Source organism: Pseudoalteromonas sp. UG3-2 (assembly GCF_037120705.1).
Taxonomy (GTDB): domain Bacteria; phylum Pseudomonadota; class Gammaproteobacteria; order Enterobacterales; family Alteromonadaceae; genus Pseudoalteromonas.
On sequence record NZ_JAWLJU010000001.1, the window covers coordinates 120,833 to 147,257 of the forward strand.

The 26,425-nt window shown below is 45.6% G+C and carries 19 protein-coding genes, 1 tRNA gene and 5 rRNA genes; 7 read left to right on the forward strand and 18 right to left on the reverse strand.

Annotated elements, in window-relative coordinates; genetic code table 11:
• Positions 1-104: 104 nt before the first annotated feature.
• From R3P39_RS00535 to R3P39_RS00555, 5 genes are all read right to left on the reverse strand, one after another.
• Positions 105-365, reverse strand: a complete 261-nt coding sequence (locus tag R3P39_RS00535; RefSeq protein WP_336565066.1) for a CBU_0592 family membrane protein — start codon at positions 363-365, stop codon at positions 105-107.
• Between the two features lie 202 nt (positions 366-567).
• Complete coding sequence (locus R3P39_RS00540; protein WP_336565067.1) at positions 568-819, reverse strand: hypothetical protein; 252 nt, start codon at positions 817-819, stop codon at positions 568-570.
• Positions 820-821: 2 nt separating this feature from the next.
• Entirely contained in the window at positions 822-1,232 is a 411-nt protein-coding gene (locus R3P39_RS00545) for a DUF1761 domain-containing protein (protein ID WP_336565068.1), read from the reverse strand.
• A 51-nt stretch (positions 1,233-1,283) separates the two neighbouring features.
• On the reverse strand, positions 1,284-1,802 hold the full coding sequence (locus R3P39_RS00550; protein ID WP_336565069.1) for a response regulator transcription factor: 519 nt from the start codon (positions 1,800-1,802) through the stop codon (positions 1,284-1,286).
• Positions 1,783-3,024, reverse strand: coding sequence for a sensor histidine kinase (locus R3P39_RS00555; RefSeq protein ID WP_336565070.1), 1,242 nt, complete (start codon positions 3,022-3,024; stop codon positions 1,783-1,785). Before R3P39_RS00555 ends, R3P39_RS00550 begins: the two co-directional genes overlap by 20 nt.
• A 285-nt stretch (positions 3,025-3,309) precedes the next feature.
• On the opposite strand from R3P39_RS00555, the gene R3P39_RS00560 reads away from it, so the two are divergent.
• Together R3P39_RS00560 and R3P39_RS00565 are read left to right on the forward strand one after the other, a co-directional pair.
• The gene (locus R3P39_RS00560) at positions 3,310-4,380 is read left to right on the forward strand and encodes a ketoacyl-ACP synthase III (RefSeq protein WP_336565071.1); all 1,071 of its coding nucleotides are present in this window, start codon (positions 3,310-3,312) and stop codon (positions 4,378-4,380) included.
• A 70-nt stretch (positions 4,381-4,450) separates the two neighbouring features.
• Positions 4,451-5,920, forward strand: coding sequence for an aminoacyl-histidine dipeptidase (locus R3P39_RS00565; protein ID WP_336565072.1), 1,470 nt, complete (start codon positions 4,451-4,453; stop codon positions 5,918-5,920).
• Positions 5,921-5,979: 59 nt separating this feature from the next.
• Here R3P39_RS00565 and R3P39_RS00570 read toward each other — a convergent pair whose 3' ends face one another.
• Together R3P39_RS00570 and R3P39_RS00575 are read right to left on the reverse strand one after the other, a co-directional pair.
• Entirely contained in the window at positions 5,980-7,347 is a 1,368-nt protein-coding gene (locus R3P39_RS00570) for a leucyl aminopeptidase family protein (protein ID WP_336565073.1), read from the reverse strand.
• Positions 7,348-7,402: 55 nt separating this feature from the next.
• Entirely contained in the window at positions 7,403-7,780 is a 378-nt protein-coding gene (locus R3P39_RS00575) for a hypothetical protein (protein WP_336565074.1), read from the reverse strand.
• A 523-nt stretch (positions 7,781-8,303) separates the two neighbouring features.
• On the opposite strand from R3P39_RS00575, the gene R3P39_RS00580 reads away from it, so the two are divergent.
• Positions 8,304-10,937 carry a TonB-dependent receptor plug domain-containing protein gene (locus R3P39_RS00580; RefSeq protein ID WP_336565075.1) on the forward strand — a complete coding sequence of 878 codons (2,634 nt, stop codon included), beginning with the start codon at positions 8,304-8,306 and terminating at the stop codon, positions 10,935-10,937.
• A 94-nt stretch (positions 10,938-11,031) separates the two neighbouring features.
• A complete protein-coding gene (locus tag R3P39_RS00585; protein WP_336565076.1) occupies positions 11,032-12,504 on the forward strand; it encodes a tetratricopeptide repeat-containing sulfotransferase family protein in 1,473 nt (490 codons plus the stop codon).
• On the opposite strand, the gene R3P39_RS00590 is transcribed toward R3P39_RS00585, so the two are convergent.
• Positions 12,443-13,378: an alpha/beta fold hydrolase gene (locus R3P39_RS00590; RefSeq protein ID WP_336565077.1), complete on the reverse strand. Its 936-nt coding sequence runs from the start codon at positions 13,376-13,378 to the stop codon at positions 12,443-12,445. The two genes, R3P39_RS00585 and R3P39_RS00590, sit on opposite strands and share 62 nt — an antisense overlap.
• A 152-nt stretch (positions 13,379-13,530) precedes the next feature.
• Here R3P39_RS00590 and rlmF point away from each other — a divergent pair, with 152 nt between their 5' ends.
• A complete protein-coding gene (rlmF, locus tag R3P39_RS00595; RefSeq protein WP_336565602.1) occupies positions 13,531-14,400 on the forward strand; it encodes a 23S rRNA (adenine(1618)-N(6))-methyltransferase RlmF in 870 nt (289 codons plus the stop codon).
• A 748-nt stretch (positions 14,401-15,148) separates the two neighbouring features.
• Here the strand turns inward: rlmF and rrf (R3P39_RS00600) are convergent.
• From rrf (R3P39_RS00600) to R3P39_RS00620, 5 genes are all read right to left on the reverse strand, one after another.
• A 5S ribosomal RNA gene (gene rrf / locus R3P39_RS00600) occupies positions 15,149-15,262 on the reverse strand.
• A 44-nt stretch (positions 15,263-15,306) separates the two neighbouring features.
• Positions 15,307-15,420 (reverse strand): 5S ribosomal RNA (gene rrf, locus R3P39_RS00605).
• Between the two features lie 44 nt (positions 15,421-15,464).
• Positions 15,465-15,578 (reverse strand): 5S ribosomal RNA (gene rrf / locus R3P39_RS00610).
• A 215-nt stretch (positions 15,579-15,793) separates the two neighbouring features.
• Positions 15,794-18,788, reverse strand: a 23S ribosomal RNA gene (locus tag R3P39_RS00615).
• 403 nt (positions 18,789-19,191) lie between these two features.
• Positions 19,192-20,725, reverse strand: a 16S ribosomal RNA gene (locus R3P39_RS00620).
• The 16S, 23S and 5S rRNA genes sit together here, the layout of an rRNA operon.
• Positions 20,726-21,335: 610 nt before the next feature.
• Between R3P39_RS00620 and R3P39_RS00625 the strand changes: the two genes are divergently transcribed.
• Positions 21,336-22,754 (forward strand): alanine/glycine:cation symporter family protein, encoded by a 1,419-nt coding sequence (locus R3P39_RS00625; protein WP_336565078.1) that lies wholly within the window; start codon positions 21,336-21,338, stop codon positions 22,752-22,754.
• Between the two features lie 165 nt (positions 22,755-22,919).
• Positions 22,920-22,996 (forward strand) — tRNA-Pro (locus R3P39_RS00630).
• 149 nt (positions 22,997-23,145) lie between these two features.
• On the opposite strand, the gene R3P39_RS00635 is transcribed toward R3P39_RS00630, so the two are convergent.
• The 5 genes from R3P39_RS00635 to R3P39_RS00655 all read right to left on the reverse strand — a co-directional run bounded on the left by R3P39_RS00635 (position 23,146) and on the right by R3P39_RS00655 (position 26,424).
• Positions 23,146-23,688: a hypothetical protein gene (locus R3P39_RS00635; protein WP_336565079.1), complete on the reverse strand. Its 543-nt coding sequence runs from the start codon at positions 23,686-23,688 to the stop codon at positions 23,146-23,148.
• A 157-nt stretch (positions 23,689-23,845) separates the two neighbouring features.
• On the reverse strand, positions 23,846-24,394 hold the full coding sequence (locus R3P39_RS00640; protein WP_336565080.1) for a hypothetical protein: 549 nt from the start codon (positions 24,392-24,394) through the stop codon (positions 23,846-23,848).
• Between the two features lie 29 nt (positions 24,395-24,423).
• Complete coding sequence (locus R3P39_RS00645; RefSeq protein ID WP_336565081.1) at positions 24,424-24,900, reverse strand: RNase H family protein; 477 nt, start codon at positions 24,898-24,900, stop codon at positions 24,424-24,426.
• Positions 24,901-24,922: 22 nt separating this feature from the next.
• On the reverse strand, positions 24,923-25,660 hold the full coding sequence (locus R3P39_RS00650; protein ID WP_336565082.1) for a hypothetical protein: 738 nt from the start codon (positions 25,658-25,660) through the stop codon (positions 24,923-24,925).
• Positions 25,657-26,424 (reverse strand): hypothetical protein, encoded by a 768-nt coding sequence (locus R3P39_RS00655; RefSeq protein WP_336565083.1) that lies wholly within the window; start codon positions 26,422-26,424, stop codon positions 25,657-25,659. The genes R3P39_RS00650 and R3P39_RS00655 overlap by 4 nt, the downstream gene beginning before the upstream one ends.
• Between the last annotated feature and the right edge of the window lies 1 nt (position 26,425).

Genomic DNA, 26,425 nt, shown 5'->3' on the forward strand with positions numbered 1-26,425 from the left:
TTAACTAACCTACGTAGCAGCATATGATTAATTTAATAATACTTGCTATTTGCCACTACGCAAGTTTTTGATTCGCCTTTTAAATTAGAAGCACACTGAAGTTATTAGGCAGCTGCCAGTTTGCGCGCTTTAAAATATTTGTATAAGCCAATTAATGACGCTGCAATCCAGAATAACTCGATAACAAAGCTTGCCAAATTAAAATTATAGCAAAGACTGATCAGTAACAAGATGGCGCCACTGAGATTCATCAAGTTATAGGTTAGCCCTTCTGGTGATGCTTTTTGTAGCTGTAACATAAAAAATGCACCAACCACTAAAAAGGTGCCTGTCATACCAATAATATCGAAAACTAAATCGATCATACGTTATCCATTATAATCACCAACTCCAATTCACCGAACCAGTTATATTGCAGTTGTATTTGCTTTAGACCCAATTGGCTGGCCCAGTTCCATGGGAAGGGTCGTTTTCAATCATTGAAACAGCAAGTCAAACGGCGAGATAGTAACAAATACACAGCCCCAGGTAAGGACATATGTCTGATGACATAACAAATGGCGGGGGTTATTTTGCCGTGACTTTGCCGCCAATCATTTTTAACGCTGGCGTGCCACGGACTAAGGTGTCACGGGCGAAGGTTTGCTCGCAATTAGGACAGTGAATTTGATCTTGGGTGTGATCTTTAACAATACGCTCTTTGAAGCATTTGACCAAACTCCCTTTACCGCCCTTGCGGTATTTAAATAGCGGCTGTTTGCAGCCGGCACAAAATATATCGACAGTGCGAGTTGGTCCTTTTTTGTTTGGCTTAGCCATGTTTAATACATTAACCTCAATACCATTGCTATTAGGCTAAATTGTAAAACATGATACCCCCCATTGACCAGAAACAGCTTAAATGGTCGTTGCTCGAAAATGTAACTAGTGCCCAAGCTGGTGGCAACAATAAATAAGCCAATGGCGGCACCTAGGCCAATGGTGGCAAGCAGCGACTGCCCCATAGGTAACACCACTGACATAAACACCGCTGACAGCAATGACAATATAAATGCCACACCAAAGGTTAACTTCGGGTCGCTTGTTTGCAAGTCAAGCTCGGTTAAGCCACAGCCTTCCATCCACGTTTGCTGGAACAATATTGGCGAATACCAAATACCACCGAGCATGAAAGAAGACAATGCCGCTAACAAAGTCGCCCACAGATTTAATGCCTCAAACGAAAACGTCATCACAGCCTCGAGTGCATTGAGTTTTAGTTAATAATGAGTATAAGAGAAATTTTACTGATACACAGGTTTCTTTTGTAACTTGCGCTGCAATGTCCGCCGATGCATATTCAATGCTCTGGCCGTTTGTGAGATATTGCCATGATTGGCTTTTAGCACCTGCTGAATATGTTCCCACTCCAGTCTATCTGGAGACATAACAGTCTCATTGTCGACGACCATGTTATCTTCGCCAAGCAAAGTTTGGATTATTAATTGACTGCTGGCAGGCTTGGTAAGGTAGTCATCGGCTCCCAGTTTGATGGCAGCCACCGCTGTTGCAATGCTGGCGTAACCGGTGAGCATAATGATCCTGGCCGTGGGAAAGTGCTGACGCAGCGGCGTGATATAGTTAATGCTGCTTTCATCAGCTAACTTCATATCTAACAGAATGTATTGCGGTGCAAACCCTTGGCTTTTTGCTATGACGTCATGCAAAGCACTCAAATGCAAGGTCTCAAACCCATGTTTTTGCATCCGCCGAGCCAAGGTTTGCGCAAACGCAAGATCATCCTCAATGAGCAGTAGTTTCATGTTGTATCCGAGGTAAAGTCACCACACAGGAAGTGCCCTGGGGTGATTGGTTTTTAATAATTAAGCGGCCGCCAAGCCGCTCAATGGTGGCATGACTAAGTAACACCGCCATACCAAGCCCATTTTCGCTGTCGACGATTTGCTGACCCAATTTAGCTAACTGCAGCGGCTCAACGCCAACGCCATGGTCTGTGATGTTAATGGCAATATTGCCATCGCTTTGCTCGCAGGTCACCACAATGCTCTGCTGGTTATTGGCTTCATTCGCTCTCACCGCATTAGCGATTAAATTCAATAAAGCGGGGATAAGCATAGGGTCGTCAACCACACCACCAGAGCAATGTTCTGCAGTAAAAGTAAAATGCTGTTGCGGGTATTGTAAAGTGGCCAACTGCTGTAATGACGATAGTACTTTTGTTATCGCCACAGAATGAGTTTTATTGGCTTTAACGTATTCAGTGACCCGCCGAAACTCATCCAGTTGCTGCTGACAACTGGCAATGGGTTGTGCCATTTCTTGTACAGCCTCATCCTTGGGATAATTGTCTGAGAGTTCTTCATGTAATAAAGCCAAATGTGCAATTGGCGTTGCCAGCTGATGAGTTGCTTGAGCCGCGGCACTGCCCAGTGCAATCACTTGCTCTTGTTGCAATTGTTGCTCTCTAAGTGCGGCGATATCCCGTGCTTTTCTTCTATTTTGCTGCACTAAAATGGTCACTACCGTCGCTACTACAATGATGGTAAAGGTAAAATTCACCAACATACCTAATAAGTGAGTCGACATGTCCATATGGTGCATGTGCTCGTTTGACATTCTTAAGTAAAGATAACCGTAGGCAGCAATGGCGCTAATGCACACAAATAACATGTACAAACTGGGTAAAGTCACCGCAGCAATAATGGTTGGCAATACCAATAATGAAACGAAAGCGTTGGTGGCACCTCCGGTTAATGCCAACAGCACGGTAAGAAATACAATGTCGGCCAACAGCTGCATGGTCATGCCTAAAGGCGCGGCTTCTTTTATATTGCGATAAGCATAAATACTGAGTAATTGAAATACGGATTCGGCAGCGACCACCGCAGCCACCGCGAAAAAGTCAAACTGTTTATCGAACACTAACATCGCAATGGCCACCATCACTATTTGGATCACAATGGCCACTGAGCGCAGCATAAGTAGTTGCCCTAAGGCGGAGGCAGGGGAAAAAGCGATTTTCATATTTCAAAAAGCCACTATAGTTAATGGGTGTGTCTGCAACGAATTTTTAAGGTTACAGCAAACTAGTACGTGTTAGGGTTAGCTTACCATAGTAACAGCAGCAATAGCTTGATCCCAGACAACAGCGTTAACACAAGGCGGATTGCTATTACTGACTACCTATTAGCCATCGGCAACAAAATACACGCACTTTGAGGCGCACAGCACCAGATTAATAGCAAAAGTTTAGCGAATTTGGTATAAAGAAAACATAGGCCAACTGGTCGGATAAGAATAAGAGACACTATGATTTATGCAAAGATAACCGGTTGGGGTAAATGCATTCCACCAGCCAGTATTTCTAACGATGAAATAAGCACTGTGGTAGACACCAACGACGAGTGGATAAGCTCACGTACTGGCATTAAGTCACGCCGAGTTAGCCATGTTAGCACCGCAGATCTTGCCACGGTGGCAAGTCAGCAGGCATTGGCATGCGCAGGTCTTGCTGGTAAAGACATCGACTTAGTCCTACTTGCGACTTGCACGCCATCCACCATGGTTGCGAATACCGCTTCTTTAGTTCAGAAAAATATAGGGGCAGAAGGTGCTGCAGCTTGTGACACCAATGCCGCGTGTTCTGGTTTTTTATATGCACTGCAAAATGCCACAGCGCAAATTCAAGCCGGCATGATCAAAAAAGCCGTGGTAGTCGCGGCCGAGCGCATGACTTGGTATGTCAATTGGGAAAAGCGCGACAGTGCTGTGTTATTTGGTGATGGCGCCGGTGCCGTGGTACTGGAAGCCAGCGAAGAACCCAGTGGCTTAATGGGCACCAAAACCGGCTGTGATAGCAGTGATCGCAGCATTTTGCATATTCCCAACTATGGCACCGATATGGATCGCATCGCCGGCACTGGCCCTTCTGATTTATCTTTTGAAGGCCGTGAAATTTTTAAGCGCGCAGTTAAAGGCATGAGCGAGGCCTGTGATGACGTACTAAAACAAGCGCAGCTTTCATTAGATGAAATCGATGTATTAATTCCACACCAAGCCAATCTTCGCATTATTCAAGCGATTCAAAACCGCCTTGAAATTGCCGATGATAAAGTCATGGTAAATATTGATAAATACGGTAACACTTCCGCTGCTACCATTGCCATTGCGTTATGTGAGGCGGTGGAGAATGGCTTAATCAAACCTCATGCGAACATTATGAGTGCTGCATTTGGCGCGGGTTTAACCTGGGCTGCAAGTTACTTAAAGTGGGGTGATAGAGTCACACCACTGGCCACTTCAGATGCCAGCTTGCCCCCGTGTGACAAAACCGGGCTTGAGCTAATTGCTCCGGCAGTAGCAGCTTGTAAGTCATCGTAACCACTCGATATCTCTCCTTGGATGGGCGATAATAACGCCATATTTTAGTCTCTCATCCAAGGAGAATACCGTGCTTAAAGCGCATAGCGAAATTAGTCAATTGGCTCCCCAAGCCGTTTGGAAATTCTTTGATCAAATTTGCTCTATCCCCCACCCTTCAAAACACGAAGAAGCCCTAGCCACGTTTATTGTTGACTGGGCACAAAGTAAAGGCCTTTCTGTAAAGCGGGATGAAACCGGCAATGTCTTTATCAAAAAGCCAGCCACCCCTGGCATGGAAGACAGAAAAGGTGTGGTGCTGCAAGCCCATATTGATATGGTGCCACAAAAGAATAACGACACCGAACACGACTTTATCACGGATGCTATTCAGCCTTATGTCGATAACGGCTGGGTTACCGCCAAAGGCACTACTCTAGGTGCTGATAATGGTATTGGTATGGCATCGTGCTTAGCCGTATTAGATGCCGATGACATTGCTCATGGTCCACTTGAAGTGTTGCTTACCGTCGATGAAGAAGCCGGCATGAGCGGTGCATTTGGACTGCAGCCAGGTTGGTTAGAAGGCGACATCTTACTTAACACCGACTCAGAGCAAGAGGGAGAAATCTACATGGGCTGTGCTGGCGGTATTGATGCCTCTATTAGTGTCAATATTGAACGCCACAGCGTAACTGCGCAGCAGCAAAGCTATCAACTGACGCTGAAAGGCTTACGCGGTGGTCATTCAGGAGTGGATATCCACACCGGTCGCGCCAATGCCAATAAGCTATTAGCACGTTTTCTAAAAGATCATTGCCAAGAACTCAGTGTACAGCTTATCTCTCTCCAAGGCGGCACACTGAGAAACGCCATCCCTCGTGAGGCCAGTGCCCTGTTCACTATGCCTGCAGAGCAGTTAGCGGCATTTAACCAGACATTGCGAGCGTTTGAAACCACTATAAAACAAGAGTTAAGTAGCATTGAAACCGGGATCACCTTGGTTTTAGATGAGGTGACCAATTCGCAACAGCCGATGACCGAGGCCAGTCAAAGACAAGTGTTGAATTTACTCAATGCTTGCCCTAATGGCGTAATTAGAATGAGTGATGACATTCAAGGTGTGGTTGAAACGTCACTTAATATGGGCGTGATCAGCACCACCGACTCACAATTTGAGGTATTGTGCTTGGTTCGCTCTCTCATCGATTCTGGTCGCGAACAAGTGACCGGCAGTTTACGCTCTTTGGCAGAGTTATGCGGAGCTGAGATTAATTTAAGTGGTGCCTACCCAGGCTGGAAGCCCGATCCGAACTCGCAAGTCTTGGCTATTTTTAGAGACATGTACGAAACCATTTATGGTAATAAGCCAGATATTATGGTGATCCATGCTGGGCTTGAATGTGGGTTATTTAAAAAGCCTTACCCAGAGATGGATATGATCTCTTTTGGCCCCACCATCAAGTTCCCCCATTCACCCGATGAAAAAGTAGAAATCGACAGTGTGGGACTATACTGGCAACAAATGAAAGGAATATTGGCCAATATTCCGAAAAAATAAACCGCAACAAAAAGCCCAGCATCGGATGCTGGGCTTTTAAAAGTAAAGTGATTACCTAATTACTTTGCAAAGCGACGCTCTAAGTATTCAAACATAGTGCGAAGCCCTAATGCCTCACCACCGACTGGGCGACCAGGCAAGGCTCTGAGATTCCATGCCATCACATCAAAATGCAACCAAGGCGTGGTGTTAGGATCAACAAACTCTTTTAGATACAATGCCGCCGTGATAGAGCCTCCAAATGGCGTTGAACCACAGTTAGCGATATCCGCAACATCGCTTTTAAACAACGCTTTGTATTGATCAAACAAAGGTAACTGCCACACAGGATCGGCATTATTAGCACCTAACTCCATTAAATCAGACGCAATTTGTTGATCGGTTGAGTAAAACCCAGGTAGTTCGGTACCGAGGGCAATACGACAAGCACCGGTAAGTGTGGCAAAATCAATCAACAATTCAGGTTGCTCTGTTTGTGCTTCAGCAAGCGCATCACATAATACTAGGCGCCCTTCGGCATCGGTGTTATCGATTTCAACGGTGATCCCTTTGCGGGTTTTTATCACATCTCCTGGTCTAAACGCGTTACGAGATACGGCATTTTCCACAGCAGGAACCAGTACTCTTAAACGTACTGGGAGCTTAGTTGCCATAATCATTTTGGCTAAGGCAATAACGTGAGCAGCACCACCCATGTCTTTTTTCATGTTACGCATGCCAGAGGCCGGTTTTAAATCCAAACCGCCAGAATCAAAACATACTCCCTTACCGACTAACGTTAGTTTGGGATGACTGTCGTCGCCCCAATTGAGGTCCAGCAATCGCGGAGTGTTGTCACTGGCTCGACCTACCATGTGAATGGTCGGATAGTTTTGCTCGAGCAGCTCATCACCCACCACCTGAGTTAATTCACCGCCATAGGTTTCTGCAAGCTCCGCCATGACTTCGGCTAAGTGTTGCGGCATCATATCTGCAGCAGGTGTGTTGACTAAATCTCTGGCGAGATAAATCCCCTCTACAGCCGCTTTAACATGGTGGTATAACGACTCATCAGATAGTGCTAACTTTGCCTTAACAGCGGCCATTTCTTTGTACGAATCAAATTGATAAGCACCAAGCAAAAAGGCAATAGCATGGCTTTGTGGGTTGCTTACTTGCTCATCAAAACAATAAGTACCTGCTGGCAATTGTTTAGCCAGGTCGCCCAACAGCCAAAAGTCATCTTGTTCGTCCGCTACAACAATTACTCGGTCCAACTCGTCGCTGTTTTCTTTGGCAATAACAATATGCTGCTGCGATTGCAATTTTGCAGCGTTCACCACCGCTTGAACAATGTCAGACTGCTGAGATTGCCACTGCTCTAATGCTGCAGTTGTTAAAATAGAAATGGGAATACCCGAAGAAGAGTGAACTAATAAATTGCTCATGTAGGCCTCGTTGTTATTTTATTAAGACTAAGACTACCAAGCTTGAAGATAAAATTCACGATTTCTTGTGATCTGAAGGGGGCTTTTTTTTCAAACTAAATGAACTTGGTAACACATCGACTCCAACCCATTCACCCACTTTTACGATAAGCGGGATAGTGACAGGGGCAAATGGCAGTACGGCAAACACTCCAAGACCAAGTCCTTTTAATAAATCGACCAATTGTGCATTGGCAATTTTAAGATCGGTTTTGGGGGCTTTGCCTTGGCTGTAGCGCTTGTAAATTTCTAGCATTTGTTTGGTTTCAACGCGCTCTTGAGCTAGCGCCAGCTTGAGTGCCAACATCGCTCTGCGCAGCCGGATCTGTTGTCTTCTTTTACTGATCCTAGCCACTCTTACAGGGGCTTTATGAACGACTTTTATTAGCTTCATAGGGTAACTCAACACGACGTATAGTTTGAGTTTATCAAATTTTTGCCATTAAGAGCTATTAGCCAATGGTACAAAAGTGTAACTAAGGTGACTCAGTGCAATTCAAAATAAGTGCAAAAATAATTGAAACAAAAAAACTGAGTACTAAGCGCGCTAAAGTGTACAAACTTTGTTCCGAGCTCCCCGAAAGGTTAGCTTATCATTAAAGTAAATTTATTTTTTGTACAAAAAATCGCCCTGAATTGGGGGGATTTCTACTGACTAAACGCCAAGATAAACCAAAATACATTGTAATAGCCCATAAAACCCACCCTGTTACAGTTACTTACTACTAACCTTTGTAATTAGTTTATTGATTTAACAAAAACTTACTGCAAATGTTGCAGTTTAAAAAAACACTGCTAATTTTAAAAAAGCGCTTGCCAATGCATAGCAAATTAACTTATATGTGTATTAAAGGTAAATATATTATAAACAACCTTTTTTTATTGGTATGACAACAACAATCAACTGGGGAAACAGGATGAAACTAAAAAGTAACACGCTGCGCCGTGCAGTTCGCTTTGCTTTAGCAACAGCAGCGACTTCTTCGTTGCTAACCACTACAGCAATGGCAGAAGAGGCGGATGAAACAAAAGCAGAAGAGAAAATTGAAAAAATTGCAGTCGTAGGCTCACGGGCAGCGCCCCGCTCGGTCGGCGACTCACCAGTACCCATCGATATCATCGGTGCAGAAGACATGTCCAAAGCTGCTGGCTCTGATATGCTGGAGTTGTTGAAAGGCTCTGTACCATCACTTAACGTACATGCTAACCCAATCAGTGACGCTGCAACCTTGGTAAGACCAGCAAACTTACGTGGCTTACCAGCTGATAGTACGCTGATCCTACTTAACGGTAAGCGCCGCCACCGTTCATCGGTTATTGCTTTCCTAGGTGGTGGTATCAACGATGGTGCTCAAGGTCCAGATATTTCAGTAATACCAAGTATCGCCCTGAAACAAGTGGAAGTGCTTCGTGACGGTGCTGCAGCACAATACGGTTCTGATGCTATTGCCGGTGTGATGAACTTTGTACTTAAAGATTCCAGTGAAGGTGGTACCTTTGCCGTTCGCCAAGGTGAATACTATGAAGGCGATGGTGACACTACGGTTATTGAAGGTAACGTAGGTTTACCATTTACTGACAATGGCTTTGCTAATTTAAGTTTCCAATACAAAGAAGCTGACGCAACTAGCCGCAGTGTACAACGTCCAGATGCAGCTAAATTTACCTCTTTAGGTATTGAGGGCGTTAAAAATCCTGCTCAAATTTGGGGCACGCCAGAAATAAAAGATGATATAAGTATTTTTGGTAACGTTGGCCTAGACGTTACTGATAACTCACAGTTCTACATGTTTGGTAATTACTCCGAAAGAGATGTGGAAGGTGGTTTCTATTACCGTAACCCTGAAACTCGCCCTGGTGTCTATGCAAACCCATTGAAACTGGTAGACACCAATGGAGATGGTGTTATTAACTCAGACGATGATGACAGTCACCGTCAGTGGCTTGTTGCAGACATGACTGAGAATGGCACCGGTAATTGTCCTGAGGTGATTTTCCCTGTTGACGAACACTTAGTAAACCAGCCTGGCTATGACCAAGTTATGAACAACCCTAACTGCTTTGCATTTAACAAAATGCTTCCTGCAGGCTTTACGCCAACGTTCGGTGGTAATATAACCGATACATCTTTAGTTATGGGAGTCAAAGGTGAATTAGCTGATGGTTTCTTAGAAGGTGCATACTGGGATTTAAGTGGCTCAGTAGGTCGTAACGAATCGCGCTATTTCATGACCAACACTATTAACGCCTCACTCGGCCCGGATACACCAATGGAGTTTAGTCCAGGTAAGTATATCCAACTAGAAAAAGGCTTTAGTGCTAATATCTCCAAAGGCTACGACTTTGACCTTGCTTACGATGTAAACGTAGCAGCAGGTGCAGAATGGCGAGAGGAAACGTTTGAAGTGCTCGCTGGTGATGAGCCTTCATTCATCGCAGGGCCGCTGACTCAATTGGGCTTTGGTATTGGCTCTAACGGCTTCCCAGGCTTCAAACCTTCAGCAGCAGGTGAGTTTACTCGTCGCAATATCGCAGCGTACATCGATATTGAAACGCCATTCACTGAAGACTTCTTAATGGGCTGGGCACTTCGCTATGAAGATTACGATAGCTTTGGTTCAACCACCAACTTCAAGATCACAGGTCAATATTATCTGACAGAAGACTTAGCACTTCGTGGCTCGATCAGCACAGGTTTCCGTGCACCAACCGTTGGTCAAGCTAACGTAAGTAATGTTCAAACCAACCTAAGCAGTGGTGTATTGGTTGACTCGGCACTATTACCACCGACTAACCCTGTTTCGACACAGTTAGGCGGTACTGAGCTGACACCTGAAGAATCAGAAAGTTACACTCTTGGTGCGGTATATCGCAAAGGTGATTTGTTCTTAACTATCGATTACTACAACATTGAAGTAACGGATCGTTTAAGTCAGTCTGAAAAAATTGAGCTAGACGCGGATGATAAAGCAGCCCTTAAAGCGGCAGGCGTACCAAACGTAGACAACCTAGCGCAGGTTAGCTTCTTCACCAATGACTTTGATACAACCACGCAAGGTATTGACTTAGTCGCTAACTACTCAATGGATATGCTAGGTGGCTTTGCAACCTTCAGTGCGGCATATAACTGGAACGAGACTGAAGTGGATCGCTTCTCAGCTATTACCGGTGATTTCAAGGTTTCACGTCTAGAAAACGACTTACCAAACCACAGAGGCACACTAACGTGGGCACAGCAGTGGGATGAGTTCTCAGGCTTCATTCGTTACAACTACTTTGGCGAATACCAAGGTGTTCACGTAGATTACGATGCAACCGCTAAAACAGCAGACGCGGCATCTACGTTTGACGCAGAACTGACGTACTTTGCTTCTGATTCACTGAGCTTCTCTGTTGGTGCGAACAACATCTTTGACCAAGATGCTGAAGAGTTAGACTTCTTTGATAGAACTGGTATCCCTAACAACAACTGGGGTGGCAAGTTCTACGAGACTTCTCCGTTCGGTATCAATGGTGGATACTACTACGTGAAAGCTACGTATACGTTCTAACTTTTACTGTAACCCAGAAACAAAGGCGAACTAGCGATAGCTATTTCGCCTTTTTATTTTTATTCTATAGCAAATGGTATAAAGCAGTGACGCTATGTTGTTATTGAAAAGAGCTAATGAATTATTAGCCGAAAATAAGCTTCGCGAAGCGGAGTTTATGTACAAATCTGTCTTGAAACAATCTCCAAAGAATGGCCCAGCACTATTTGGCTTGGGCCGAATTTGTATGCGCCTAGAGCAGTACGACAATGCCATCTACTATTTAAAGCGCGCATGTGAACATTTGCCCAAAATGCTGGATCCCTTGTTTGCTTTGGCTGATGCTTTTATCGCGGTAGGTTCTCCAGTGGATGCCAAGACCGTATTGGAGTACACATTAAGTGTTGCCAAACACAATGCTCAAGCACATTATCAGCTTGGACAGTTTTACTTAGATTATGGCTTTGTTGAACAAGCAGAAAAAGTATTTCGTGAAGGGTTAAACTGCCCACATGGCACGGTGACAGGCTTCATGCTGTATGAACTGGCACAAATGTCAGCAGTCATTGAGCTCGAAGGATACCTTGAACTATTAGATAAACTGGTAGCAGAAAGTGAAACTCCAAGACTAAAAGTGGTGCTTTTTTATGCCCAAGCGAAATGCCATGAGCGATTGGGTAACTTAAAGCAAGCTGAGGAGTTTTATCAGCAAGCCAATGAAACACAATTAACCTTAGCCGAATTCAAAACGGAGCAAATGCTGCCTTTATTCGACAGCATTAAAAAATGGTGCAACAAGGCTTTTTTTGATAAGCCTGCCGATAAAGTCAAAACCACATTCACTCCTGTTTTTATTGTGGGGTTACCTAGAACCGGCTCTACTCTTTTAGAACAAATGTTAATTCAACATCCTGAGGTTGGTACCCTCGGCGAAAATACAGTGATCAGCGACAAAATTGTGCCTTACCTTTGTCAACGCAATGAAGCACACTTCCCAAACTGCTTACATACATTAAGCAATAGTATGCTTGATCATTGTAGGGGGTTATACGTTGATGAAATTAAGCGGCAAAGGGTGGCTGAATCCGTGGTCATAAATAAACTACCAGCAAATTTCCAAAACCTTGGTCTTATACATAAGTTATTTCCTGAAGGGCGAATTATCCACCTGAGCAGAAATTTAAAAGCGACGGCCTGGTCGGTATACAGCAATCATTTCGCCGCCAACGAGCCTTATTTTTGTTCAATGTCTGAGTTTGCACTGTATGCCCAAGCAGAGCATGACTTAATGACGCATTTCAAACAGTTTTTAAAACACGATATTTTCTCTTTAAGCTACGAACAGCTAATTGCAGAACCTGAGCGATACATTAAACGTTGTTTGAACTTCTTATACCTAGAGTACGATCCTGAGTGTCTATCCTTCTACAAATCTAAAAAGCCCGTTCATACGTTAAGTAAGGCGCAAGTAAGACAGCCGATCAATACAACTGGCTTGGAGAAGTGGCAGCGTCATGCCGACTTCATTACTGAGCAGCTTCCTGACCCAGAACCGAGCCCTCCGGAGCATACCGAGCAAACCACTTAAGTAAGTCCTTAAACTGATCGTTATGGGCATGTTTACTGGTCAACATATCGATGTGGCCGTAATTATGCCCATGTCCAAACTTTTTGCCATACACTATCATCTTTTGAACTCCGTTACCTGACTCTTTAATAAAAGCTTTTATATCAATTGGTTGAGCTAAAGCCTTATCGTTTACGCCAGCAATATGAAGGGTCGGTGGCAAGCTTAATTGTTGTAACGCTTGAGCATAATTAAAGCCATCGTCGCTGTCTACCCAAGGTCTCTTTTGTGCCCATCTGGCACTTTGCGCATGCGACTTAAGCGATTCATCATCACTGCCCCACCCCAGCTGTTTAGCAGGTAAATAGCCATGCTTTTTGGCGTAGTAATGGGCCAGCTTAAACCAAATTAGATTTGCTTTTAATAGCTTGCTAGGGTGGTTATTATGTAAACTTCGTTTTGACCCAAAATAGACACACGCCTTTACCTTACCAATCTCTTGCGGGAAACGGGCAAACACACTATTCATCAGAACGCCGCCCCAAGAATGCGCAACCCAGTAACATGGGCGAGCAGAGAACTCAGCTTCGATATAATCCAACATCGCTGGAATTTCATGCAGTATAGATTCTGTTTGGCCATACTGTGCAGTGGGGTCAATTTGCGGAATACTGCCACCGCGACCGCGAAGATCGGCAACAAAGCAGCGATAGCCATGCTCTGCTAAAAATGGCGCTAATCCCTTATTTGATTCAGTATAAAAAATCTTGCCATTTTCTACCGCGCCATGCAGCAAAAACACCATGGCGCCGGCTTTTTCGGCATTATAAATATGCCTTAAATGCAGTTTGTGACCCTCACCAATATCAACAAATAATGATTCCTGCTGTACCATTTTGTAATTCTTCTTAGTTCATTTTTCTCATCGTACCAGTTAAACAGATTATCTGTGTGCATTCAATCAAGCTGAGGTGGGAAGCAAACCCTAGTTAAGTGACACCATTTAAATGGTATAATAACCCTTATTTGCTTAAAGAATCGTTAAAAGTGCACCCACGTAATAAACACCGTAATGGCTATGACTTTGAATCACTCATCAGCGCAGAGCCGACATTATCACAACATGTAATATCACGAGAAACAGGTGCCCAAACCATCGACTTTAGCGACCCAAGTGCCGTCAAGTGCTTAAATAAAGCATTATTAAAAGCCGATTACCAGATTCAAGCTTGGGATATCCCGCCACAATTCCTTTGCCCACCAGTACCAGGTAGAGCGGACTATATTCATGCTTTAAAAGACTTATTAGATAAATCAGGCCTACCTGAGAAGGTAATTGGTGTTGATATCGGCACCGGCGCTAACCTTATTTACCCAATCCTTGGTAGTAAGGAGTATGGCTGGCGATTTGTTGCATCCGATATTAACCCTGCGGCGGTGAAATGCGCCAAGACCATTGCACAATTAAATCAATTACCAGTAAAGGTTTTGCAGCAAAAGAACCCAGAACACTATTTTCGCACCATAGTAAAACCAAATCAGTTTTATCATTTTTCCATGTGCAACCCGCCCTTCCATCATAGCGATGAAGCGGCACAGGCAGGTACACAACGTAAGTGGAAGAACTTAAACAAAACTCCGAAAAGCCAACTTAATTTTGGCGGTCAGGCACAAGAGTTATGGTGCCTAGGTGGTGAGAAGCAATTTATCTTAAACATGATTAACGAGAGCAAAGAATTTGAACAGCAGATCTACTGGTTCACCTCGTTAGTATCAAATAAGGATAACCTTAAACCATTACAAAAGCGCCTTAAAGCGCTAGCGGCACAGCAAGTAAAAGTAATCGATATGGGGCAAGGTAATAAAAAGAGTCGCTTTCTTGCTTGGAGCTTTTTTTCTCCCAAAGTTATCGAATAATTAATACCAATTCGTTTAATTAAGTGGTCCATTTGAGGCAAGAAAATTCTGTCGATAACACCGCTCTTGCGTCCTGCTACCGCCAAGGTACCTACATCCATATATGCAAGGCGAAAATTTTGCTATTTAGTTGTTCTAAATGAGAAATTTTAACGCAGTTAGCGTCGAATTTGCTCTCTCAAATTGAGCAAGTATTAATGCGGGTTGGTATAAGGGGCTCACTGCGACCGAAGCACCACTTCGCAATACAATGAACGCGAGGGTGACGAGAAACCGAAGCAATGCTTCGCAGCGCAATGAACGCGAGGTATGGACATCGAGTCGGAAGCCCTTCACAGGGATGTGTGCCCAAAGGTTGTCTACCCGGTAGGCGCGGGTTTACCCCGCGCTTTTTATTGTGCACTGAACGCAAAAAACCCCGACTCTTCCGAATCGGGGTTTTCTTTATAAGGCCCTGGCTCGCTACGAAGTAGGATGTTCTCATTCTTTTCATAGAGAGACACATGGGTGAACTGCGACCGAAGCACCGCTTCGCAGCGCAATGAACGCGAGGTATGGATACCGAGCCGGAAGCCCTCCACAGGGATGTGTGTCCAAAGATTGTCAGAGCAAGGCTTGTGGTTTGTCTCTATCCTATTGCTTCCAGGCTGTTTAGATTTTGTAGGCGCGGGTTTACCCCGCGATGTTTTTATGGTGCTGTAAACGCAAAAAACCCGCTACATTACTGCAGCGGGTTTCTCTTATAAGGCCCTGACGATGTTCTACTTTCACATGGGAAGCCCACACTATCATCGACGCTGTTTTGTTTCACTTCTGAGTTCGGCATGGGGTCAGGTGGTTCCAAAACGCTATTATCATCAGGAAAATTCTGTTTTTTTAGTTCTTGTTTTTATATATAAAATAAGGCCCTGGCGATGTTCTACTTTCACATGGGAAGCCCACACTATCATCGACGCTGTTTTGTTTCACTTCTGAGTTCGGCATGGGGTCAGGTGGTTCCAAAACGCTATTATCATCAGGAAAATTCTGTTTTTTTAGTTCTTGTTTTTATATATAAAATAAGGCCCTGGCGATGTTCTACTTTCACATGGGAAGCCCACACTATCATCGACGCTGTTTTGTTTCACTTCTGAGTTCGGCATGGAGTCAGGTGGTTCCAAAACGCTATAGTCACCAGGAAAACTGGGTGCAAATGTCTAATGACATCGTGCCACGCACGACCATTCCATTTGCGCAAGGTGAACTGATTTCGCGATACCGCTGAGGTTAGTCACCTTGTTTAATCATTAAAATCTGGAAAAAACTGCTTAAATTCTTTGTCTTCGTCGCGGTCTAAAACCGCTGCTACTTTAGTATCTTATCAACTTCTGTCGCTAAACCACTTTGGCGTTGTATGGTTAAGCCTCACGGGTAATTAGTACAGGTTAGCTTAATGGCTCGCACCACTTCCACATCCTGCCTATCAACGTTGTCGTCTTCAACGGCCCTTTAGTGGAGTTAAACTCCAAGTGAGAACTCATCTCGAGGCCTGCTTCGCGCTTAGATGCTTTCAGCGCTTATCAGTTCCGAACGTAGCTACCGGGCAATGCTATTGGCATAACAACCCGAACACCAGCGGTTCGTCCACTCCGGTCCTCTCGTACTAGGAGCAGCCCCTCTCAATTCTCAAACGCCCACGGCAGATAGGGACCGAACTGTCTCACGACGTTCTAAACCCAGCTCGCGTACCACTTTAAATGGCGAACAGCCATACCCTTGGGACCGACTTCAGCCCCAGGATGTGATGAGCCGACATCGAGGTGCCAAACACCGCCGTCGATATGAACTCTTGGGCGGTATCAGCCTGTTATCCCCGGAGTACCTTTTATCCGTTGAGCGATGGCCCTTCCATTCAGAACCACCGGATCACTATGACCTACTTTCGTACCTGCTCGACGTGTCTGTCTCGCAGTTAAGCTGGCTTCTACCATTACACTAACCGTACGATGTCCGACCGTACTTAGCCAACCTTCGTGCTCCTCCGTTACTCTTTGGGAGGAGACCGCCCCAGTCAAACTACCCACCAGGCACTGTCCTCAATCCCGATCCAGGGACCTAAGTTAGAACATCAACACTACAAGGGTGGTATTTCAAGGTCGGCTCCACACCATCTAGCGACGATGCTTCAAAGCCTCCCACCTATCCTACACATGTAGGGTCAATGTTCAGTGCCAAGCTGTAGTAAAGGTTCACGGGGTCTTTCCGTCTAGCCGCGGGTACACAGCATCTTCACTGCGATTTCAATTTCACTGAGTCTCGGGTGGAGACAGCGTGGCCATGGTTACACCATTCGTGCAGGTCGGAACTTACCCGACAAGGAATTTCGCTACCTTAGGACCGTTATAGTTACGGCCGCCGTTTACCGGGGCTTCGATCAAGAGCTTCGCATACGCTAACCCCATCAATTAACCTTCCGGCACCGGGCAGGTGTCATACCCTATACGTCATCTTACGATTTTGCAGAGTACTGTGTTTTTAATAAACAGTCCCAGCCACCTGGTCACTGCGGCTGACTTCAGCTCCGGGCGCGGGCCCTTCACCTAATGTCAGCGTACCTTCTCCCGAAGTTACGGTACGATTTTGCCTAGTTCCTTCACCCGAGTTCTCTCAAGCGCCTTAGTATTCTCTACCTGACCACCTGTGTCGGTTTAGGGTACGATTCAGTATGAACTGAAGCTTAGAGGCTTTTCCTGGAAGTAGGGCATCAACAACTTCACCACCGTGGTGGCTCGTCTCGGCTCTCAGCCTTAGCGACCCGGATTTTCCTAAGTCACCAGCCTACTGCCTTTCACATGGACAACCAACGCCATGCTTGCCTAGCCTGCTCCGTCCCCCCATCGCATTCATACTGAGTACGGGAATATTAACCCGTTTCCCATCGACTACGCTCTTCAGCCTCGCCTTAGGGGTCGACTCACCCTACCCTGATTAACATGGGATAGGAACCCTTGGTCTTCCGGCGTGGGAGTTTTTCACTCCCATTATCGTTACTCATGTCAGCATTCGCACTTCTGATATGTCCAGCATGCCTCCCGGCACACCTTCAGCCACTTACAGAACGCTCCCCTACCCCGCGAATAAATTCGCAGCCGTAGCTTCGGTGGTATGTTTAGCCCCGTTACATCTTCCGCGCAGGCCGACTCGACTAGTGAGCTATTACGCTTTCTTTAAAGGATGGCTGCTTCTAAGCCAACCTCCTAGCTGTTTTAGCCTTCCCACATCGTTTCCCACTTAACATACACTTTGGGACCTTAGCTGACGGTCTGGGTTGTTTCCCTCTCCACGATGGACGTTAGCACCCACCGTGTGTCTCCCGGATAGTACTTTACGGTATTCGGAGTTTGCAAAGGGTTGGTAAGTCGGGATGACCCCCTAGCCTTAACAGTGCTCTACCCCCGTAAGTATTCGTCCGAGGCTCTACCTAAATAGATTTCGGGGAGAACCAGCTATCTCCCGGTTTGATTAGCCTTTCACTCCTAGCCACAGGTCATCCCCTAACTTTTCAACGTTAGTGGGTTCGGTCCTCCAGTTGATGTTACTCAACCTTCAACCTGCCCATGGCTAGATCACCGGGTTTCGGGTCTATACCCTGCAACTTAAGCGCCCAGTTAAGACTCGCTTTCGCTACGGCTCCCCTAAATGGTTAACCTCGCTACAGAATATAAGTCGCTGACCCATTATACAAAAGGTACGCAGTCACCCATCACTAAGCTACCTCTGCTTGATTTTGGCGGTTGATCGTCGGCTAACAAGTTAGGTCGACGTTAACGCAATTTCAAACATTGTGCTTACTTAGGAGTTCACCAAAGTAACTTAGTGATGGGCTCCTACTGCTTGTACGTACACGGTTTCAGGTTCTATTTCACTCCCCTCACAGGGGTTCTTTTCGCCTTTCCCTCACGGTACTGGTTCACTATCGGTCAGTTGGGAGTATTTAGCCTTGGAGGATGGTCCCCCCATATTCAGTCAAAGTTTCACGTGCTCCGACCTACTCGATTTCACTGTAAATAAGTTGTCGTGTACGGGACTGTCACCCTGTTTCGTCATACTTTCCAGAATGTTCCACTAACTACATTACAGCTTAAGGGCTAATCCGATTTCGCTCGCCGCTACTTTCGGAATCTCGGTTGATTTCTTTTCCTACGGGTACTTAGATGTTTCAGTTCTCCGCGTTCGCCTCAACAACCTATGTATTCAGTTGTTGATGACCCAAAGGGCCGGGTTTCCCCATTCGGAAATCCTAGTCTCAAGCGCCTCTTACTGGCTCAACTAGGCTTATCGCAAGTTAGTACGTCCTTCATCGCCTCCAACTGCCAAGGCATCCACCGTGTACGCTTAGTCACTTAACCATACAACCCAAAGTGGTTTTGCTTGGTCTTTGTCATTTAAACGGCCTTGTCAGCACAATTTACTTGGTCACATAACACGTTATGCTCCCAGCGATAAATTGCTTGACGGCGTTGTCTAAATAACAAATCCACGTCGCAAAATAGTGCATTACATCACTAGTTGTACGTCAAAGACTGATTTAACTTCGCCAGAAGTTAATATTGAATACTAAAGTAGACGCTAATTAATCATCGAAATGATTAATTGGCATTTTCTTTCGAAAACTCGATAAATAACGTTACGTTATTCATCAGAATTTAATTATCAGCTTTTCCAAATTTTTAAAGAGCAATATCACTCAGCCATCAGGCCAAGCAACAATCATCTGTGTGGACACTTCGAACAAATCAGTTCTAAATCGTATAAGGAGGTGATCCAGCCCCAGGTTCCCCTAGGGCTACCTTGTTACGACTTCACCCCAGTCATGAATCACTCCGTGGTGAACGTCCCCCCTAAGGTTAGACTATCCACTTCTGGAGCAACCCACTCCCATGGTGTGACGGGCGGTGTGTACAAGGCCCGGGAACGTATTCACCGCAGCATTCTGATCTGCGATTACTAGCGATTCCGACTTCATGGAGTCGAGTTGCAGACTCCAATCCGGACTACGACAGGCTTTAAGGGATTCGCTCACTATCGCTAGCTCGCTGCTCTCTGTACCTGCCATTGTAGCACGTGTGTAGCCCTACACGTAAGGGCCATGATGACTTGACGTCGTCCCCACCTTCCTCCGGTTTATCACCGGCAGTCTCCTTAGAGTTCCCGACCGAATCGCTGGCAACTAAGGATAGGGGTTGCGCTCGTTGCGGGACTTAACCCAACATCTCACAACACGAGCTGACGACAGCCATGCAGCACCTGTCTCAGAGTTCCCGAAGGCACCAAACTATCTCTAGTAAGTTCTCTGGATGTCAAGTGTAGGTAAGGTTCTTCGCGTTGCATCGAATTAAACCACATGCTCCACCGCTTGTGCGGGCCCCCGTCAATTCATTTGAGTTTTAACCTTGCGGCCGTACTCCCCAGGCGGTCTACTTAATGCGTTAGCTTTGGAAAACAGTCCCGAAAGACCGAGCTCCTAGTAGACATCGTTTACGGCGTGGACTACCAGGGTATCTAATCCTGTTTGCTCCCCACGCTTTCGTACATGAGCGTCAGTGTTGACCCAGGTGGCTGCCTTCGCCATCGGTATTCCTTCAGATCTCTACGCATTTCACCGCTACACCTGAAATTCTACCACCCTCTATCACACTCTAGCTTGCCAGTTCGAAATGCTGTTCCCAGGTTGAGCCCGGGGCTTTCACATCTCGCTTAACAAACCGCCTGCGTACGCTTTACGCCCAGTAATTCCGATTAACGCTCGCACCCTCCGTATTACCGCGGCTGCTGGCACGGAGTTAGCCGGTGCTTCTTCTGTCAGTAACGTCACAGCTAGCAGGTATTAACTACTAACCTTTCCTCCTGACTGAAAGTGCTTTACAACCCGAAGGCCTTCTTCACACACGCGGCATGGCTGCATCAGGCTTGCGCCCATTGTGCAATATTCCCCACTGCTGCCTCCCGTAGGAGTCTGGACCGTGTCTCAGTTCCAGTGTGGCTGATCATCCTCTCAAACCAGCTAGGGATCGTCGCCTTGGTAAGCCATTACCTTACCAACTAGCTAATCCCACTTGGGCCAATCTAAAGGCGAGAGCTAAAAGCCCCCTTTGCTCCGTAGAGATTATGCGGTATTAGCCGTCGTTTCCAACGGTTGTCCCCCACCTCAAGGCATGTTCCCAAGCATTACTCACCCGTCCGCCGCTCGTCATCTTCTAGCAAGCTAGAAATGTTACCGCTCGACTTGCATGTGTTAGGCCTGCCGCCAGCGTTCAATCTGAGCCATGATCAAACTCTTCAATTAAAAGTTTTTTTGAAGCCTAAGCTTCAGCTCAATGAATACTGATTTTGATACCTTTCGGTATCGAATTGACTGTGCTGCAATAAATAAATTTATTGCTGTTGGTCACTCAGCTTCTCTTTTGAGAAAACACATTGAGACTCTAAATTTGTTTGCGTCATCTAGCGAACTAGAATCGGCTGTTAGAACTCAATCTGTACGAGCGCCCACACAGATGATTGCTTCATATTGTTAAAGAACGTTGCGATGCTTTCATCGCGTCAGGGCTCCGCATTCTACGCTTTCCTGATTTGTTGTCAATGCTTTATTTGCCTTTCTTTTTAGAGCAACAAATTCAGTCTTATTTGACTCTACCGTTACGTTGCTACGTTGCTACGTTGCTTTTCAGCGCTGTGCTCCGTGTCGGTGGATGCGCATTATAGGGAGAATCGATTTCAGTGCAAGCGTTTTTTCACGATTTATTTAATTAAATTTGAAATGCTTTTTAGCCCACCGCATCCTCACAACTTATCCACATTTTCTGTGGATAACCGCAGGTCATTTCCGCTTTGTTGCTCCTTTGTGGTAGATTACCGCCCCATTATTTACTCGTTCGTAGGAAAAGGCTAAATACATGGCTGAGATCTTAAATTTTATCAGTGGACTACTATGGGGCCACTTACTTATCTACCTTCTTATTGCTGCAGGCGTATTCTTTACTATTCGACTTGGCTTTATACAGTTCACCCAGTTTCCTTACATGGTTAAAGTAATGTGGCACAGCCGTGAAGGCGCAGAAGGTGGCATTTCTTCTTTCCAAGCATTTTGTACTTCCCTCGCTGCGCGAGTAGGTACTGGTAATATGGCTGGTGTCGGTGTTGCTTTATACTTAGGCGGCCCTGGCGCCATTATGTGGATGTGGCTTATTGCTTTAATAGGCATGGCCACCAGTTTTGCAGAAAGTTGCTTAGCTCAGCTTTATAAGACACGCGATGATGAGGGAAACTTCCGTGGCGGTCCTGCTTATTATATGGAGCTGGGGTTAAAACGTAAGTGGATGGGTGTAATATTTTCACTGTGTCTTATCTTAGCGTTTGGATTGGTGTTCAATGCTGTGCAAGCCAACTCCATTGCCGCTGCATTTGAAGTTGCCTTTGATGTACCCAAACATGTCATGGGCATTGGCTTGGTTGCGGCTTCTGGCATTATCATTTTTGGTGGCTTAAAAACCATTTCGCGTTTTGCTGAATTAGTGGTGCCTTTTATGGCGGCTGCCTACTTAATACTTGCACTTTACGTTTGCGCAGTAAATGCAGCCCAATTACCTGAAGTCTTTGCGCTGATCATCAACAGTGCCATGGGTTTTGAGCAAGCTGGTGCAGGAGCCATTGGTTACGCAGTAATGCAAGCCATGATCCAAGGTATCAAGCGTGGTCTGTTTTCTAACGAAGCTGGTATGGGTAGTGCAGCTAATGCCGCAGCAAGTGCAACGCCTAATCCAAACCACCCAGCCTCTCAAGGGTATGTGCAAATGTTAGGCGTGTTTGTTGATACTCTTATTATCTGTACTGCAACAGCTTCACTTATATTGTTATCTGGCTATCTAGAGCCTAACTCAGGTTTGAGTGGTATCGAATTGACCCAAGCCGCGTTAGTGCATCACGTTGGTGATTGGGGCGCGACATTTGTAGCTGTGGCCATTCTATTTTTTGCCTTTACTTCAATTGTTGCCAATTATAGCTATGCCGAAACTAATCTTTTATTTTTAGATCATCACTCCAAAACCGGTATGCTGGTATTCAGAGCGTGCGTGCTCGTAATGGTGATGTTTGGTGCAGTCAGTGAGCTGGGTTTGGTCTGGACGATGGCAGACATATCTATGGGCATGATGGCCGTTGTCAACGTAATAGCGCTGTTTATGTTACGTAAAGTAGTACTTTGGCTGGCCAAAGACTACAAACAACAATTGAAAGCTGGCAAAACTCCCGAGTTTAACCCCAGTAGCAACCCTGAAATCGAAAAGACCCTACCTGAAGGGATCTGGAAAAAATAGCAGAACCATCAACAGTATGGGGCGCTATAATCAGCGCCTCTTTCCTGCAACTCACTGTTATTGTTTATTCCCTACAAATAAAACCGCGATACCGCACATTTAATGTCCAAACAAACCAACCACTTATTGCCTTTCGAAAAAAAATCCGTATAGTAACTCCCAAGTCGGCATATAGCGCAGCCTGGTAGCGCACTGTCATGGGGTGTCAGGGGTCGCAGGTTCAAATCCTGCTATGCCGACCAACTTTTCTCTATCTTAACACCACCAAAAGCCACGAATAACAAGGCTTTCAGAATCTCTCAAAGAAAACTTCAAGGTCTCACACAGACCGACAAATCCGCATCAATAATAAGCCAATTTGTGAACGTTCACAATCGTCTTCACCATCAGGTTAAAACGTTCGGTAAAACTTCTTGTATTCCTGAACCAAGTCTTCAGCTAACGAGAAGTCGCCACTAAGACCACCGATAACCGCTTGTTGATACAGTTGTTTAATCTTCAGGTCTTTGTTGGCGGCATAGGCTACCCATTGAGCTAAGTGTTCAGTGTCGCTGATACCCAGTTCACTGGTCGTGTATGTCTGAAAGTCCTCGTAAAGCTCCTCTGTAACGCTCTCAATCTCACTCTGAGCTTGCTCTAAGGAAACGCCATAAGATTCACTTAGCTCACTCAGAGCATCGCTAGTAAGCTCCTCACCAGCTAATACAGAGGTCACTGAGTCAAGGGTTCTTGCTGAGCCTAAGACCTCCTCAATCTGAGTAACCGTGTTGAGTGTCTCGGTGTTGCTCTCAGCTTCGGTTTCGTTGTTCTGAAAGCTCATGTCTGAGTCAGTCTCAGCGTTACTGGTGGATTCGTCTGAGTCGTTCTCGTTGGCTAACAGTTCAGCGACTTGTTGTTGTGTGGTCGGACACAGTTCTTCAAATTCGATTGTCATAGATTACCTCCGTTAATCAGTAAATTGGTTGAACGTAAGCGACCTCCTGAGAGGCGATATAAGATCGTCTTTTCGTGGGCAATAGGATTGATAAGGTGACGCTTAGAAGTCGTCTCAGGAGATCGCTGAGATCGTTACATGGACGCTTTTACATTTATCACTGGTGGTGGAACTGATCGAACGCGTAAGAAGTCGCCGAACTGTCGTGAAGTATTGCTAACATATGCTTCAACATTGATTTCAGATGAATAGAGTTGTCGTAAATGTCAAGATTCTCGTTTATGTTGTGTGTTGGCTTATCACTCTCAAAGGACTTGTGAGTTGCGGAACAAACCCTTTCGATTAAATCCTCCAGAGTCGCTTCCACAAAGTCTAAACTTTCTCGAGTCGAACGCTTCTTAACTTTCAGACTACAATCAGGGAAGACTTGGATACGTTTGGTAATACATTGAGCATGAGAGTTAATCCAATCGATATATACATAGACAGCCATAAGTGTTCCCAAGATACGACCATTTACAAAATGCACTTGCTTCATTTCACTAATGCCTGAACTGTTGACTTTGAGCCAGTCGCTTGGACTTTGCTTCATTGACTCTGGGAAGTCCAAGCGTAGCTCTCTCGCAATCAGAGTAAGGTCATAAAAACCGCTCTCGTCAGGAGCTACAATGGTTGAGAAGTGTGGTGATTTAATTGTTAGATTCATGGTTTCCTCCTTTTCTTGTCTGCATTCATTCACCCAGCGGCTTCACTCGCTAAGGTATCTGCAAGCTCATTGCCCTCGATACCGTCATGTCCTTTGACCCATTGAACCTGAACATCAGGCTTACTCTGCTTGAGTGCGTCAATACGAAGCCAAAGGTCTTTATTAGCCACTGGTTTCTTATTTGCATTCTTCCAGCCTTTACGCTTCCAGCCCTCAAGCCACTCGTTGTAGCCTTTCGCTACCATGTCGTTGTCTGTAAGAACAATGTCGTTGCTGGCGCTCAGCTCCAGACCTTTAATGAATGCCAGCATTTCACAGCGTACATTGGTCACTCTTGCTGGCGCTTGGTCAGTTGCTTCAATGCGCTGGCTGAATGTCTCCAGAAGCTCGCCTGATTCACTGTAAACAGCCACACCGATACCACCAGCCTGACAGTGAGACTGGTTGTTCGGTGCAGCTCCGTCTGTGTATATCAATCGAGTTTGTTTGTTGTTGTGTGTTTGCATAGTCGATGATTCCTCTTGTTAATTACTGCATCAAAAGCTCTGCCAGTGCCTTCTTGACCTTGATGAGTTCTTCTCGACTCTGTTTTAGTCGGTTCAACTCGGTCTTGGCTGAGTTAATCTGACGCTTGTTGTCGTTGATTGCTTGACGAATCTTGGCGGCATACAGCGCTTCTGTTTCTTTGATTTGCTGCTCACGCTCTGATTCGGTCAGTTTGTCGTCTTTGCGTAGCTTAGCGACCTGAGCCTTAGCTTCACGCTCCAGTCTTGTGGTTGCGTTAGTCAGTGACTTCTCACAGTGTTTAATGAGGTCATGACAGTAGCCTTCATTGATACTGCGAATGATGCTCTCCAGCTCTGACTTACGGCTCATCAGTTGGTTTTCCGTTGGTGCGGATACGGAATAGGTTGGTTGCTTGGCATTCTTAGGTAGCTCTAGTCCATCAGTAGCGGTTGACCAGATATCGCTGAGCGCTTTCTCTTGGGCTTTGCTATCCATAAATACCAATGACCAATACTGAGCCTCTACTCGCTCCTTAAACTCAGCGGTAGCGGCTCTCAGATTGTCTTTAAGCATCTTCTCTCGTGCTTCAGCTTCACGCTTATCAATGGCTTCTTGGGTGTACTTGATGCGGTAATCATCAAACTTAACCTGAGCCTGTGAAGCGTTGTTGTGCTGCAAGGTCAGAAAGTCAAAGCAGATAGCTTCCAGCGCATTGACGCGGTCGGTTAACTGTTGGATGGTTTCAGATTGTTTACTCATAGGTTCAGTCCTCCTGTGTATTTCTTTTCAATGGATTTAATGATTCGTTTGCGGGTGAGTGACGATGGAAAGTCAGGGTCTTGTGCCTGCTTTCGTTTCATCGTTTGCTTGCCGATATTGGAGTAGTTCAGATATCGGAAATAGAAGCGATACCACAACGCCATGTCGTTCGCTGAGATGAACGATAGCTCAAAGATAGGCTCAAGGATGTCGAGCATGACTAAGGCTCTGTTAGCGTTTAACCGATAACCTCCGAGCTTGCCTTTCCGTGTCTTGTGTTTTGGCATAGACACTCGTCCGAGTAGGCTCTTACGGCACACAAAGGCGGCAAAGGTCTTACGGTTTGGGAATAGTGCTCGTCTGTGATGAGCCGCACGATACACACACAACCACTGACGCTGAGTCTCCTCTCTGCCTCGGCTCTCAATGGAGAGTTTGAGCAGATACAGAAGCTGTTTATCAATGCTCAGGTCTCCGAGTCTGCGATAGTGTGATAGTGGTTTCAGGTCTTGCGCTTGGTCTAGCAGTTGACCAAAAGCCTTGTGATAGTGCGTTAGCTCAGCTTCCTTGTACCAGCGTTTACTGCCACGATATGCAACAGATAACTCTTGGTCATAGCGCTCTTTGCGTCTGTTTAATACTGGCAACTTGAAGGTTGGGTGTCCGTTGTGATGAACGACTTCTTTGTGGCGCTTACAGTACCCTGAAAGGTTGTTGTAACGAGGCTCTGAACACTCCCACACTTTGCACGTGGGGTGTGTCATG

What these genes read in the sequence shown, in the direction of transcription:
- R3P39_RS00640 (WP_336565080.1), bottom strand. Translation starts at nt 24,394, where the DNA reads ATGAATCTAACAATTAAATCACCACACTTCTCAACCATTGTAGCTCCT.
- R3P39_RS00635 (WP_336565079.1), bottom strand. Translation starts at nt 23,688, where the DNA reads ATGACAATCGAATTTGAAGAACTGTGTCCGACCACACAACAACAAGTC.
- R3P39_RS00580 (WP_336565075.1), top strand. Translation starts at nt 8,304, where the DNA reads ATGAAACTAAAAAGTAACACGCTGCGCCGTGCAGTTCGCTTTGCTTTA.
- R3P39_RS00550 (WP_336565069.1), bottom strand. Translation starts at nt 1,802, where the DNA reads ATGAAACTACTGCTCATTGAGGATGATCTTGCGTTTGCGCAAACCTTG.
- R3P39_RS00645 (WP_336565081.1), bottom strand. Translation starts at nt 24,900, where the DNA reads ATGCAAACACACAACAACAAACAAACTCGATTGATATACACAGACGGA.
- R3P39_RS00655 (WP_336565083.1), bottom strand. Translation starts at nt 26,424, where the DNA reads ATGACACACCCCACGTGCAAAGTGTGGGAGTGTTCAGAGCCTCGTTAC.
- R3P39_RS00560 (WP_336565071.1), top strand. Translation starts at nt 3,310, where the DNA reads ATGATTTATGCAAAGATAACCGGTTGGGGTAAATGCATTCCACCAGCC.
- R3P39_RS00540 (WP_336565067.1), bottom strand. Translation starts at nt 819, where the DNA reads ATGGCTAAGCCAAACAAAAAAGGACCAACTCGCACTGTCGATATATTT.
- R3P39_RS00535 (WP_336565066.1), bottom strand. Translation starts at nt 365, where the DNA reads ATGATCGATTTAGTTTTCGATATTATTGGTATGACAGGCACCTTTTTA.
- R3P39_RS00650 (WP_336565082.1), bottom strand. Translation starts at nt 25,660, where the DNA reads ATGAGTAAACAATCTGAAACCATCCAACAGTTAACCGACCGCGTCAAT.
- R3P39_RS00545 (WP_336565068.1), bottom strand. Translation starts at nt 1,232, where the DNA reads ATGACGTTTTCGTTTGAGGCATTAAATCTGTGGGCGACTTTGTTAGCG.
- R3P39_RS00625 (WP_336565078.1), top strand. Translation starts at nt 21,336, where the DNA reads ATGGCTGAGATCTTAAATTTTATCAGTGGACTACTATGGGGCCACTTA.
- R3P39_RS00590 (WP_336565077.1), bottom strand. Translation starts at nt 13,378, where the DNA reads ATGGTACAGCAGGAATCATTATTTGTTGATATTGGTGAGGGTCACAAA.
- R3P39_RS00575 (WP_336565074.1), bottom strand. Translation starts at nt 7,780, where the DNA reads ATGAAGCTAATAAAAGTCGTTCATAAAGCCCCTGTAAGAGTGGCTAGG.
- R3P39_RS00585 (WP_336565076.1), top strand. Translation starts at nt 11,032, where the DNA reads ATGTTGTTATTGAAAAGAGCTAATGAATTATTAGCCGAAAATAAGCTT.
- R3P39_RS00555 (WP_336565070.1), bottom strand. Translation starts at nt 3,024, where the DNA reads ATGAAAATCGCTTTTTCCCCTGCCTCCGCCTTAGGGCAACTACTTATG.
- R3P39_RS00570 (WP_336565073.1), bottom strand. Translation starts at nt 7,347, where the DNA reads ATGAGCAATTTATTAGTTCACTCTTCTTCGGGTATTCCCATTTCTATT.